Raw genomic sequence first — 12,050 nt, 5'->3', positions numbered from 1 at the left:
GTCGGCCCAGCGCAGCCCGCACGAGCACCAGCGCCGCCCCCGTCCAGGTCCGCCGGTGGCGGGGTGCGAGCGGCACCGGCTCCGCGTCCCGTCGCGGCCACCTCATGAAGACCGCCCATCGGGTACGCGCCCCGACGGCTCGCGGCTCACTGATCGCACGTGCGTCGCCTCCTCTGGTCGGACGCGGCACCGAGGCGGGCGGGGGCGGTCGTGCGCGCAGGTTGACCGGAGCCCGGCACCCGCCCCGGGCCTGTTCACGCAGCCCGCCAGCGTCGGTGGCGGCGGGCAGAGGGCACCCGGCCGACCACGGGGGAGGCGGCCGGCCGGGCGGTACTACAGGCGACCAACTCCGGGTTTGCAGACCTGGGAGCTGGTCATCGAAAGCCTTGCACACCATGTTGTGCAAAGCAAGGGAGGAGCTTCGCCTTACTTGTTGTGGGTGGTAATCCATGGTCGAATGGCGGTGCAGACCTGGGAGTGTGGATGCCCGCCAAAGCGAAGTGGGCGCAGCTGGCCGACTACCTCCGCGAGCGGATCGAGTCGGGCGAGTTGGCGCCGGGGGAGAAGCTGCCGTCAACCGCGCAGCTCAAGGAGGAACACGGCGTGTCGCAGACCGTCGTGCGTCAGGCGATCCTCGTGTTGCAGATGCAGGGCTGGGTGGAGGGCGTGCACGGTGTGGGCGTCTTCGTCGCCGAGGAGTTGCCGCAGGGGTAGAGCAGGTCGTGACTCTGGCTCGGCGAACCGGCACTGCCGTGACGCTCAGTCACGCAGGCCGACCACCTCGACGTGCGGGCGGTTTCCAGGCTTCCTGAGCGCCCATTCGCCGCGATGCCGTTGCGGATTTTTCGATTAGCGATACGCTTGGGCTATGACCAGAGTCCTGCAGGAACGCACGGTCCTACCTCCGGAAGACCCCGCTGGCCTGGCTCGATTCGTGCATGAGCTGCGAAGCGCGGGGAACCGCGCACGGGCTCGGCTTGTGGGTCCAGATGGCTGCGAGATCGAGATTCCGGACGAGCTGTACGGAGTGCTGCGGGACGTGGTGACAGCCCTCTCCGAGGGGCTTGCGATCTCCATTGCGCCGCACAACACGATGCTGACGACCCAGGAGGCGGCGGACCTGCTCAACATCTCCCGGCCAACCCTGGTACGGCTGCTCTCCGACGGCGAGATACCCCACACTATGCGAGGACGCCACCGCCGAGTCATGTTGCGGGACATCCTCGACTACCAGGAGCGCGTTCGCCGGGAACGGAGGCAGACGCTCGACCGAATGACGGCGGAAGCCGAGGAAGACGGGCTGTACGACATCACGTCCACTCCTCGAAGCACGAGATGAGGGCGGCCTGAGTGGCGTTTCCGGCCTTTCTCGACACCTGCGTGCTCTACCCGGCGCATCTGTGCGACACCCTGCTGCGGCTTGCCGAAGTGGCGGCGTACCGGCCGCTCTGGTCCGAGGGAATCCTGAGCGAGCTTCGGCGCAACCTCGTCGAGCGAGGAATCTCGGAGGAGCGGGTCGACCACCGCGTGGCCCAGATGCGGGGGGCGTTCCCGGATGCCATGGTGAGCGGCTACGAGTCGCTCATCGACGGGATGACCAACGACCCCAAGGATCGACATGTGCTGGCAGCGGCCGTCCGGGCGGGCGCGGAGGTGCTCGTCACGTTCAACATCGCCGACTTCCCGGAACCGGCTCTCAAGCCGTACGACGTTCTGGCGGTCCACCCGGACGACTTCCTGCTCGATCAACTCGACCTCTATCCGGCCCAGACGTTGAACGTGCTCCACAGGCAGGCTGCTGTGTACCGGAGAGAGCCGACCACCGTACCGGGCCTTCTCATGCTGCTCGGTCGCACCGGCGTGCCGCGGTTCGCGGGCGAGGCGCGTAGGCATCTCTGAAACCGCCGAGAGGCACCGTCACCACGCCGGCGGGCCGGAGCCGGTTCAGGACGCGAGGCGGCGGAGGACCGGGGCGAGCGGGTCGAGGGCGTCGGCCCGTACCACGAAGCGGGTGATCCCCCAGCGGCGCTCGTGTTCCGCGACCGCCGCGACGATCTCGTCCTCGGTGCCGATCAGCACGAACGGGGTGGCCAGCAGTTCGGCGACGGTGAGGCCGGTCCAGGCGGCTTGCTCGGCGGCGGCGGCCTCCGCGTCGTCGGTCACCACCACCGTCTGCACCAGCGCCTCCAGCGCGGGCGGGTCGGCGCGGCCCGCCGCCCCCTCGGCGACGCGGGCGAGCTGCGCCTCGATCTGGTCGACGCGCCACCGGGCTTCGTGCTGGTAGCCGTCGGCGAGGGTACGGCCGAGGCCGGCGAGCCCGACCACGTCGGCGTGTGCGCCGGCCCAGCGCAGCAGCGTCGAGTTGCAGGTGCCGACGGTCATCGGGACGCGCCGCTGCACCGGCCGGGGCTCGGTCAGCCGGGCGGTGCGCATGGCCAGCTCGGGGGAGTCGACGGTGACCTCCTCGCCGTCGAGCAGGGCGCGCACGGCCTCGGCGGCGGCGAGGAAGCGGCGCACCCGGCCGGCCACGTCGGGGCGTTCCCGGCCGACCGCCTGCCACTCGGCCGGGGTGTGGCCCGCGCCGACGCCGATGCGGGCGCGCCCGCCGGAGACCACGTCGAGGGTGGCCACGTCGACGGCGACCAGCATCGGCTCGCGGACGCCGAGGTTCACCACGTACGAGCCGAGCCCGATGGTCGACGTCACAGACGCGGCGGCGGCCAGCGCCACGAACGGGTTGGCGCAGACGCCCGGGTGGTCGGCGGCGGACAGCGTCTCGTAGCCGGCGGCCTCGGCCCGGCGGGCCAGGTCCATCCAGCTCGCCGCGTCGGTGAGCCTGGCCTGGAGGGAGAAGGTCGTCATCGCCCCAGCGTGTCGGCTCGCCGCCCCCCGGGCCACCCCGCCGCCCCGAATTCTGCCGACCGGCGAATCCGCCACCGGCTGAACGGCGCCGGCCGCCCCGGCTGACACCGGGACCGGCCGCGCCGTCTGACGCCGAGACCGGCCGCCCCGGCCGGGCCGCCCCCGGACCCCGCCCCCTGCCGGGGTCCGCGCCGTCGATCAAGAAGTTGTCGTCATGCCGGGCCGGGCGGGATGACGCAAACTCCTTGATCAACGGGGCGGAAGGCCCGGTGGCGGGTCAGCGGGGCGGTGGGGCCAGGCCGAACAGGTCCTCCGCGGTGCCGGCGTCGGCGCGCAGCGCGTCGAGGGCGGCGACGATCGTGCGCTCCTCGAAGCCGAAGTGCGACTCGACAATCGCGGTGAGACCGTCCAGCTCGGCGCGCACCCGGGCGGCGGCGGCCGGGTCGTCGCCGACCGGGGCGGCGGCCAGCTCCTCGACCCGGCGCACGATGCCGTCGATCATCCGATGGTCCTGGGCGAGCTTCTCCAGCACCGGGCGCAGCCGGGGCTCCTCCTCGGCGAGCACCCGGAACGCGCCGCCGTCCTCGCCCGTGTGGTGCGCGGTCAGGGCGGCGCAGAAGCTGAGGCAGTGCGCCCGGAGGCTGCGGGGCCGGTCGGCGTCGTCCGGCGGGGCCGCGCCCGGTTCGAGGCTCGCGCGGAGGCGGGCCAGCTCCTCGCGGAGCCACTGGTGAACTTCGATCAACTGGGTGCCGAGCGTCGCGAGGCGGTCGCCCGGATCGGGGGAAGGGTGCACGTGGGGTCCCGTACGGTCCCGCGCCTCCATGCCCTCGGCGGTCTCCTTGCCGGGTGCACCGCGACGCTGGCCGCAACCCTACCCGCCACCCGGCCCCCCGCGCTGCCCGGTGGGGCGGCGCCGTCACGGCCCGCCGGGCTCGTCCTCGTGCCAGCGGGCCCGCCAGGCGGCCTCCTGCATCTCGTGGTGGCTGCGCTCGCGGCCCACCTCCTCGTGCAGGGCCTGCCGCCCCTCCGTCCAGATCACCACCTCGGCCGCCACCAGGCCCACGCAGATCGCGGCGAGCAGCGCCATGGCGGCGAGGCCGGGCAGGTGGGTGGCGACCGGGATGCAGACGGCGAGCAGCACGACGGTGGCGACCCGGGTCCAGGACAGCGTCCGCAGCGTGCGCGCCTGGAACGCCATGTTCCCGCACAGGTAGCAGATCACCCCGCCGAAGAGCAGGGGTACGGAGAGGCCGTGCGCCGCCTCGCCGATGGAGCTGGCCGGGTCGGCGATCTGGTGCACGATCTCCTCCGCGCCCAGGGCGAACAGGATGATCCCGGCGATCATCGGCAGGTAGAGGTACGCGTAGGCGTCGCGGGCCATCCGGGCCCGGGGGCGGCCCGTCGTGGCGTGCAGGGTGATCCGGGCGGCGGGCCCGATGACGTCGTAGTGGGCCCACCACAGCGCGGCGGTGAAGACGATGCCGAGGGCGGCGGCGACGACCTCCGGCCACGCCGGAGGCTGGCCGAGCAGGTTGCTGCCCACGCCCACCGAGATGACCGACTCGCCCAGCGCGATGATCAGGATGAGCTCGTAGCGCTCCGTCCAGTGCTCCGCCGACTGCACCTCCCAGCCGCCCCACGCCCCGATGAGCCCCGTGCCGTACTGGAGCAGCACCACGGCGACCCAGAGGCCGTCGCGTGCCAGCGACGCCCACTCCCGGTCGTGGATCGCGGCGGGGAGCAGCGCGGCCACGAGCAGCAGGACGGTGCTGAAGACCACCTCCGGGGCGAACCGGAGGAGCTGCCGGCGCTCTTCCGGGGCGTCCCGCACGACGTGCAGGTAGAGCAGGATGTGCACGCCGCGGATCACCATGTAGCTGACCGCGACGATCACCGGACCGCCGGTGCTGGCCCCCGGTTCGCCGAACGCCTGGGGCAGCCCCAGCGCGAAGCAGAACAGCGCCGCCATCCCGACGACCATCAGCACCGGCACGAAGCCCTGGCCGAGCCGGACCCGGGTGGCCACCACGGTGTGCACCACCCAGGTCCACCAGAGGACCGCGAGCACCAGCATGGCGTGGAACACGGCATCGAAGGTGACCGCGGCGGCGGTGGTCCGGGTGATGATGAAGAACGAGAAGACGAAGACCAGGTCGAAGAAGACCTCGAACCGGTCGACCCGGGCACCCGGGGCCACCGGCACGGCCGGGCCGAGCCGCTGCCTCCGCTCCCGCCGCCGGTAGCCGCCCACCCGTCCACTGTCGCAGCGCCGGGCCGGCCGGGTGGCGATTCGGCCCAGACCCACCCGAGCGCCGAGCGCCCCGGCGGGGCGCCCGTCCCGTACGGCAGCCGGTGCCCGCAACGGCGACGGGCGCCCCGGTCGGTGTGACCGGGGCGCCCGTCGCGTCGGACAGTGGGGTTACAGGCCCAGCTCGGCCTCGAAGTTGCCGGCCTCCAGCCGCTCCTTGACCGCCACCAGGAAACGGGCCGCGTCGGCGCCGTCGATGAGCCGGTGGTCGTACGACATGGCCAGGTAGACCATCGAGCGGACCGCGACGACCTCGCCCAGCTCCGGGTCGTTCACCACGACCGGACGCTTCACGACCGCGCCCGTGCCGAGCATCGCCGACTGCGGCGACGGCACGATCGGGGTGTCGAAGAGCGCGCCCCGGCTGCCGGTGTTGGTCAGCGTGAACGTCGCCCCGGCGATCTCGTCCGGGCTGATCTTGTTGGTCCGGGTGCGCTCCGCCAGGTCGGCGACCCGCTTGGCCAGCCCGCCCAGGTTCAGGTCGCCGGCGTCGTGGATCACCGGCACCATCAGGCCGCGCTCGGTGTCCACCGCAATGCCGAGGTGCTCGGCCTTCGGGTAGGTGATCGTGCCGGCGTCGAGGTCCATGCTGGCGTTGACGATCGGGTACGCCTGGAGCGCCTCGACCGCCGCGAGGGCGAAGAACGGCAGGAACGACAGCTTCACGCCGTGCCGCTGCTGGAACGAGTCCTTGGCCCGGGCCCGCAGCTTGGCGACCTTGGTGACGTCCACCTCGACCACCGTGGTGAGCTGCGCCATCTCGTGCAGCGACTCCTGCATCCGCTTGGCGATGGTCGCCCGGATCCGGGGCAGCTTCTCGGTGGTGCCGCGCTTCGCGCTCGGCTGCGGCTTCGCGGCCGGCTTGGCCGGGGCCGCCTCCGCTGCGGGCTGCGCCGCCGGGGCCGGGGCGGCCTTCGCCGCCTTGGCCTTCTCCGCCGCCTCCAGCACGTCCTGCTTGCGGATGCGCCCGCCGACGCCGGTGCCGGTGATCGAGGCCAGGTCCACGCCGTGCTCGGCGGCCAGCTTGCGCACCAGCGGGGTCACGTAACCGGCCGCCTCCTCGCCGCCGCCCTGGGCGGGCGCGGACGGGGCGGCGGTCGGGGCCGCCGGCTGGGCCTGCTGCTCGGCCTGCGCCGGCTTCGCGGCCGTCTCGGCCTCCGCCGCCGGCTCGTTGTACGACAGGCCCGGCGTCGGCTCCTCCACCTTGGCCTCGGCCTTCGGCTCCGGCTTCGGCTCGGCCTTGGGCTCGGCCTTCGGCTCCGGCTTGGCCTCCGCCTTCGGCTCGGGCTTCGCCTCGGCCGGGGCGGCGGCACCGGCCGCGCCGACGATCGCCAGGTCGGCGCCGACGGCGGCGGTCTCGTCCTCGGCGACCTTGATCTCCAGCAGGGTGCCGGCGACCGGGGAGGGGATCTCCGTGTCGACCTTGTCGGTGGAGACCTCCAGCAGCGGCTCGTCGACCTCGACGCTGTCGCCGACCTGCTTGAGCCAGCGGGTGACGGTGCCCTCGGTGACGCTCTCGCCGAGGGCCGGCATCTTGACCGGGGTGCCCTCGCCCGACGACGCCGGGGCGGCCTCGGCCGCCGGCTCCTCGACGGCCGGCTGCTCCGCCTCGGCCTGCGGCTCGGCCGCGGCCTCGGCGGCCTCCTCGGCCGGCTCCTCCTCCTGCTGCTCCTGCTGCGGGGCGGCCTCGCCGCCGCCCGCCGACTCGCCCTCGCCGGCGATGACGGCGAGCTCGCTGCCCACCTCGGCGGTCTCGTCCTCGCCCACCACGATCCGGCTCAGCACGCCCGCCGCCGGGGACGGGATCTCGGTGTCGACCTTGTCGGTCGAGACCTCGAGCAGCGGCTCGTCGACCTCGACGGTGTCGCCCTCCTGCTTGAGCCAGCGGGTGACGGTGCCCTCGGTGACGCTCTCGCCGAGCCGAGGCATGGTGACCGATACCGGCATGTTCTAAGACTCCTTCATTCCCCTGGTGCGATCTCGCCCGTCTGCCGCCGGACGCCGCGGAATCAGTTCTCGATCAGGCGTGCGCGTGCAGCGGCTTGCCGGCGAGGGCGAGGTGCGCCTCACCCAGGGCCTCGTTCTGCGTCGGGTGGGCGTGCACGAGCTGCGCCACCTCGGCCGGGTACGCCTCCCAGTTGTAGATGAGCTGCGCCTCGCCGACCATCTCGCCGACCCGGGCGCCCACCATGTGCACGCCGACGACGGGGCCGTCCTCCACCCGGACCAGCTTCACGAAGCCGGCCGTCTTGAGGATCTGGCTCTTGCCGTTGCCGCCCAGGTTGTAGTTGTACGTCTTGACCTTGTCGGCGCCGTACTGCTCCTTGGCCTTGGCCTCGGTGAGGCCGACCGACGCCAGCTCCGGGTCGGAGTAGGTGACCCGGGGGATGCCGGCCTCGTCGATCACGGCCGGGTTCTGGCCGGCGATCTCCTCGGCCACGAAGATGCCCTGCTGGAAGCCCCGGTGGGCGAGCTGGAGGCCGGGCACGATGTCGCCGACGGCGTAGACGTTCGGCACGCTGGTGCGCAGCCGCTCGTCGGTCAGCACGTAGCCGCGGTCCATCTTGACGCCCTGCTGCTCGTACCCGAGGTCGGCGGTGTTCGGGCCCCGGCCCACGGCGACCAGCAGCAGCTCGGCCTCGACGGTGTCGCCGCCGGCGATGGTGACCTTGACGCCTTTGTCGGTCTTCTCGACCTTCTCGAACGGCTTGCCGACCTTGAAGTTGATCTTCCGCTTGCGGAAGGCCCGCTCCAGCGCCTTCGACGACTCCTCGTCCTCGGCGGCGACCAGCCGGGGCAGCGCCTCGATGATCGTCACGTCCACGCCGAAGGACTTCCACACGCTGGCGAACTCGACGCCGATCACGCCGCCGCCGAGCACGATCGCGGAGGAGGGGACCCGGTCCAGGGTCAGCGCGTGGTCGCTGGTGATCACCCGCTCGCCGTCGACCTCCAGGCCGGGCAGGCTCTTCGCGTACGACCCGGAGGCCAGCACCACGTTGCGGCCGGTGTAGCGCTTGCCGTCGACCTCGACGACGTTCGGGCCGACCAGCTTGCCGGCGCCCGCGACGAAGGTGATGTTCTTGTTGCCGCCCACCAGGCCCTGGAGGCCCTTGTACAGGCGGGAGATCACCCCGTCCTTGTACGAGTTGACCCCCGCCATGTCGATGCCCACCAGCTCGGTCTGCACGCCGAACTGCGCCGACTCGCGGGTCTGGTCGGCGATCTCGGCCGCGTGCAGGAGGGCCTTGGTCGGGATGCAGCCGTTGTGCAGGCAGGTCCCGCCCAGCTTGCCCTTCTCGACCAGCGCGACGGAGAGATCAAGCTGGGCGGCGCGCAGCGCGGTCGCGTAGCCGCCGCTGCCACCTCCGAGGATGACGATGTCGAAGGTTGCGTCGTTCGGCTCGCTCACGTCCAACTCCCAGGTCGCGTCGCTGCAGCGGGGGTCACGGCGGGGGCGGCACGGACAGTCCCCACCTCGGTCATCTTGTCACCACCGCGCTCCGGGCGCGTACCGAGGTGCCCAACGACACGTCCGCGACACGTACGCTTGGCACGGACTTCGATGACGCGGACAGGGGAGACGGTCGGTGGCGCTGTTCCGACGACGCAAGCAGGCGCGCCCGGCGGGCCGGGACCGCGCGGCCGACCGCGCCGACCTCGACCACCTGGAGAACTTCGTCCGCACCCGGCAGGGCGTCGAGGCGTTCATCGAGCCCCGGACCACGGTCACCGAGACCACGGTCATCCTCATCGCCGACGACGGGGAGTGGACCCGCCGCCGCGTCGACGGCCCGGAGGGCGCCCGCCGCTTCGCCCACCGGCTGGCCATCCCGATCTACGACGTCCGCCTGATGGGCTACCCGCAGCGCATGCGCGACTACAACGAACGCCGCAAGCGCCGCCCCGACCAGCACTGACCCTTCCGTACGCGGAAGGGTGGCCGTCTCGTGCGGGAACGGCCACCCTTTCCGGGGAACGCGCGGGTCAGCCCGCGGCGGCGATCTCCTCCACCAGGTGGACCAGGGTACGCAGGGGGACGCCCGTGCCGCCCTTGGTCCAGTAGCCGGTCGGCTCGCCCGAGTGGTAGCTGGGGCCGGCGATGTCGATGTGCGCCCAGGCCACGTCGTCGGTGACGAACTCGCGCAGGAACACCCCGCCCTGCAGCATGTGCCCGGCCCGGTCCATCCCGGCGTTGACCTGCGAGATGTCGGCGACGTCGGAGTCCATGCCCTTGCGCACGTCGTCCGGCAGCGGCATCGGCCAGGCCGGCTCGCCGACCGCGTCGCCGGCCGCCCGGACCCGCTCGCACAGCTCCGGGGTGCCCATCAGGCCGGCGACGCGCTTGCCCAGCGCGATCACCTGACCGCCGGTGAGGGTGGAGGTCTCGAACAGGTAGTCCGCGCCGTCCTCGCAGGCCCGCGCGAGCGCGTCGCCCAGCACCATGCGGCCCTCGGCGTCGGTGTTGAGCACCTCGACCTTCTTGCCGTTGTACATCGTGATCACGTCGCCCGGACGGTAGCTCGTGCCCGACGGCATGTTCTCGGCCATCGGCAGGTACCCGGTCACCGTCACCGCCGGCTTCAGCGCGGCGATGGCCAGCATGGCCGCGCCCACCGCCGCCGCGCCGCCCATGTCGGACTTCATCTCCCACATGCCCTGCGCCGGCTTGATCGAGATGCCGCCGGTGTCGAAGGTGATGCCCTTGCCCACCAGCGCCACCCGCTTGCCGTTGCCACCCTCTGCCGGGGTGTAGGTGAGCTTGACCAGGCGCGGCGGGGCCTCCGAGCCCTGGCCGACGGCGATGATGCCGCCGTAGCCGCCCGCCGCCAGGGCCGTCTCGTCGAGTACCTCCACGCCGAGCCCGGCCGCCCGCGCCGCCTCGGCCACCGCGTCGGCGAACGCCGGCGGGCGGAGCATGTTCGGGGCGGTGTTCACCCAGTCGCGGCTCAGCCGGACCGCGCCGGCCACGGCGTGCGCCCGCTCGATCTCGGCCCGCGCGCCGGCGTCGCCCGCCTCCGGCACGGCGATCAGCACCTCGGCCACCGGCTCCCGCCGGGCCGGCTGGGGGCGGGTCTTGTACCCGGCGAAGCGGTACGCGCCGAGCAGCGCGCCCTCGGCGACCGCGCGCAGGGCCGGGGAGGCGTCGGCGTCGTCGGGCAGCGGCAGGGTCAGCGCCACGCGGCGCGCCCCGGCCAGCGCCCGGACCACCGCGCCGGCGGCCCGGCGCAGGGTCTCCGGCGCCGGGGCGGCGCCGGTCGGCTCCGGCCCGAGGCCGACCGCCGCGACGACCGGGGCGGTGACGGTGCCCAGGGAGGCCAGCTTCACCACCTCGCCGGGCGCACCGGTCGCGCCGAGCAGTGCCAGCGTCTCGGTCAGCTTGCCGTCGAAGGCGGCGGCGATGCTCTCGGCGCCGCTGGCGAGCAGCAACGTCCCGGCGGGACCGGCGTCGGCCTCCCGCTCGCCGGTCTGACTGTGCAGGCCGATCACGATGGCGTCGACGGCGAGCTCGGCGGGATCGGTGTCGACCAGGCTGAGGGTGGTGGTGCTGGGCGATGTCACTGGGGCTACTCCGGGCGGGCCGGGCCGGGCGCGTCGTCGCGTACCGGCGATGAAGGTCTCCGGCGGCAACCTATCCCGCCGGACGATGGCTGTCCCGCCGAACCGTGCCGACGGGTCCCGCCGATGCTAACCAGCCGTTCAGTCACGGGTAAGTTGCCACCCATGACCGACGTGACCTCGGACGCCGCCGCGACCCGGCTGCGCCGCTCCCCGCTGCACGACAGGCACGCCGCCCTCGGCGCGAAGTTCGCCCCGTTCGGTGGGTGGGAGATGCCCCTGGAGTACGCCGGCGGCGGGGTGCTCAAGGAGCACACGGCGGTGCGTACCGGGGTCGGGGTGTTCGACGTGTCGCACCTGGGCAAGGCGCGGGTGGTCGGCCCCGGCGCGGCGGAGTTCGTCAACGCCTGCCTCAGCAACGACCTGCGCCGGATCAGCCCCGGCCAGGCGCAGTACACGCTCTGCTGCGACGAGGCCACCGGCGGCGTGGTGGACGACATCATCGCCTACCTGCACGCCGACGACCACGTCTTCCTGATCCCGAACGCCGCGAACACCGCCGAGGTGGTGCGCCGGCTGCGCGCCGTCGCCCCGCAGGGGATCGTCGTCACCGACGAGCACGAGGCGTACGCGGTGCTCGCCGTGCAGGGGCCCCGCTCGGCGGAGCTGCTCGGCGAGCTGGGCCTGCCGACCGACCACGGGTACATGAGCTTCCGCCCCGCGACCCTCGCCGGCGCCGAGCTGACCGTCTGCCGCACCGGCTACACCGGCGAGCTGGGCTACGAGCTGGTGGTGCCGGCCGGGCACGCCGTCGCGGTCTGGGACGCGCTGACCGCCGCCGGTGCGGCGTACGAGCTGCGGGCCTGCGGGCTGGCGGCGCGGGACACCCTGCGCACCGAGATGGGGTACCCGCTGCACGGGCAGGACCTGTCGCTGGAGATCACCCCGGTGCAGGGCCGCTCGGGCTGGGCGGTCGGCTGGGACAAGCCGGCGTTCTGGGGGCGCGACGCGCTGCTCGCGGAGAAGGCGGCCGGCGCGGCACGCACGCTGCGCGGCCTGGAGGCCGTCGACCGGGCCATCCCGCGCCCCGGCATGGCGGTGTACGTCGGCGACGAGCGGGTCGGCGTGGTCACCAGCGGCACGTTCAGCCCGACGAAGAAGCAGGGCATCGCCCTGGCCCTGATCGACACCGCCCCCAAGCTCGCCGACGGCGACACCGTGGAGGTCGACATCCGGGGCCGCCGCGCCCCCCTCCGCCTGACCCGCCCCCCGTTCGTCACCCCCTCGGTCCGCTGACCCCGGCTCGCCCCACCCCCTCCAG

The 12,050-nt window shown here is 73.3% G+C and carries 11 protein-coding genes; 5 read left to right on the top strand and 6 right to left on the bottom strand.

Annotation, left to right across the window (positions count from 1 at the left end; translation table 11 throughout):
• The first annotated feature begins 477 nt into the window (after window positions 1-477).
• The 3 genes from LPU43_RS11845 (at window position 478) to LPU43_RS11835 (ending at window position 1,899) form a co-directional block, all read left to right on the top strand.
• The gene (locus LPU43_RS11845) at window positions 478-714 is read left to right on the top strand and encodes a GntR family transcriptional regulator (RefSeq protein WP_229400386.1); all 237 of its coding nucleotides are present in this window, start codon (window positions 478-480) and stop codon (window positions 712-714) included.
• 154 nt (window positions 715-868) lie between these two features.
• The gene (locus tag LPU43_RS11840) at window positions 869-1,339 is read left to right on the top strand and encodes a helix-turn-helix domain-containing protein (RefSeq protein WP_229400337.1); all 471 of its coding nucleotides are present in this window, start codon (window positions 869-871) and stop codon (window positions 1,337-1,339) included.
• A gap of 11 nt (window positions 1,340-1,350) precedes the next feature.
• Window positions 1,351-1,899: a PIN domain-containing protein gene (locus LPU43_RS11835; RefSeq protein ID WP_229400336.1), complete on the top strand. Its 549-nt coding sequence runs from the start codon at window positions 1,351-1,353 to the stop codon at window positions 1,897-1,899.
• A 45-nt stretch (window positions 1,900-1,944) separates the two neighbouring features.
• Here the strand turns inward: LPU43_RS11835 and LPU43_RS11830 are convergent, their stop codons facing one another.
• The 5 genes from LPU43_RS11830 to lpdA all read right to left on the bottom strand — a co-directional run bounded on the left by LPU43_RS11830 (window position 1,945) and on the right by lpdA (window position 8,582).
• Window positions 1,945-2,862 carry an LLM class flavin-dependent oxidoreductase gene (locus LPU43_RS11830; protein WP_229400335.1) on the bottom strand — a complete coding sequence of 306 codons (918 nt, stop codon included), beginning with the start codon at window positions 2,860-2,862 and terminating at the stop codon, window positions 1,945-1,947.
• Between the two features lie 277 nt (window positions 2,863-3,139).
• Complete coding sequence (locus LPU43_RS11825; protein ID WP_229400334.1) at window positions 3,140-3,655, bottom strand: hemerythrin domain-containing protein; 516 nt, start codon at window positions 3,653-3,655, stop codon at window positions 3,140-3,142.
• A gap of 123 nt (window positions 3,656-3,778) precedes the next feature.
• Window positions 3,779-5,113: a low temperature requirement protein A gene (locus LPU43_RS11820; protein WP_229400333.1), complete on the bottom strand. Its 1,335-nt coding sequence runs from the start codon at window positions 5,111-5,113 to the stop codon at window positions 3,779-3,781.
• A 168-nt stretch (window positions 5,114-5,281) separates the two neighbouring features.
• Entirely contained in the window at window positions 5,282-7,117 is a 1,836-nt protein-coding gene (gene sucB / locus LPU43_RS11815; protein ID WP_229400332.1) for a 2-oxoglutarate dehydrogenase, E2 component, dihydrolipoamide succinyltransferase, read from the bottom strand.
• A 73-nt stretch (window positions 7,118-7,190) separates the two neighbouring features.
• Window positions 7,191-8,582 carry a dihydrolipoyl dehydrogenase gene (gene lpdA, locus LPU43_RS11810; protein WP_229400331.1) on the bottom strand — a complete coding sequence of 464 codons (1,392 nt, stop codon included), beginning with the start codon at window positions 8,580-8,582 and terminating at the stop codon, window positions 7,191-7,193.
• Between the two features lie 178 nt (window positions 8,583-8,760).
• On the opposite strand from lpdA, the gene LPU43_RS11805 reads away from it, so the two are divergent.
• A complete protein-coding gene (locus LPU43_RS11805; RefSeq protein WP_229400330.1) occupies window positions 8,761-9,090 on the top strand; it encodes a hypothetical protein in 330 nt (109 codons plus the stop codon).
• Between the two features lie 67 nt (window positions 9,091-9,157).
• Here the strand turns inward: LPU43_RS11805 and LPU43_RS11800 are convergent, their stop codons facing one another.
• Entirely contained in the window at window positions 9,158-10,732 is a 1,575-nt protein-coding gene (locus LPU43_RS11800; protein ID WP_229400329.1) for a leucyl aminopeptidase, read from the bottom strand.
• A 162-nt stretch (window positions 10,733-10,894) separates the two neighbouring features.
• On the opposite strand from LPU43_RS11800, the gene gcvT reads away from it, so the two are divergent.
• A complete protein-coding gene (gcvT, locus tag LPU43_RS11795; protein WP_229400328.1) occupies window positions 10,895-12,025 on the top strand; it encodes a glycine cleavage system aminomethyltransferase GcvT in 1,131 nt (376 codons plus the stop codon).
• Window positions 12,026-12,050 lie beyond the last annotated feature (25 nt).

Origin of the sequence: Micromonospora okii (genome assembly GCF_020884795.1) — a bacterium.
Classification (GTDB): Bacteria; Actinomycetota; Actinomycetes; order Mycobacteriales; family Micromonosporaceae; genus Micromonospora; species Micromonospora okii.
This window is presented reverse-complemented; position numbering and strand designations above follow the sequence as displayed.

Coding starts and splice junctions, on each gene's coding strand:
- LPU43_RS11830 (WP_229400335.1), bottom strand. CDS start 2,862: ATGACGACCTTCTCCCTCCAGGCCAGGCTCACCGACGCGGCGAGCTGG.
- sucB (WP_229400332.1), bottom strand. CDS start 7,117: ATGCCGGTATCGGTCACCATGCCTCGGCTCGGCGAGAGCGTCACCGAG.
- LPU43_RS11840 (WP_229400337.1), top strand. CDS start 869: ATGACCAGAGTCCTGCAGGAACGCACGGTCCTACCTCCGGAAGACCCC.
- gcvT (WP_229400328.1), top strand. CDS start 10,895: ATGACCGACGTGACCTCGGACGCCGCCGCGACCCGGCTGCGCCGCTCC.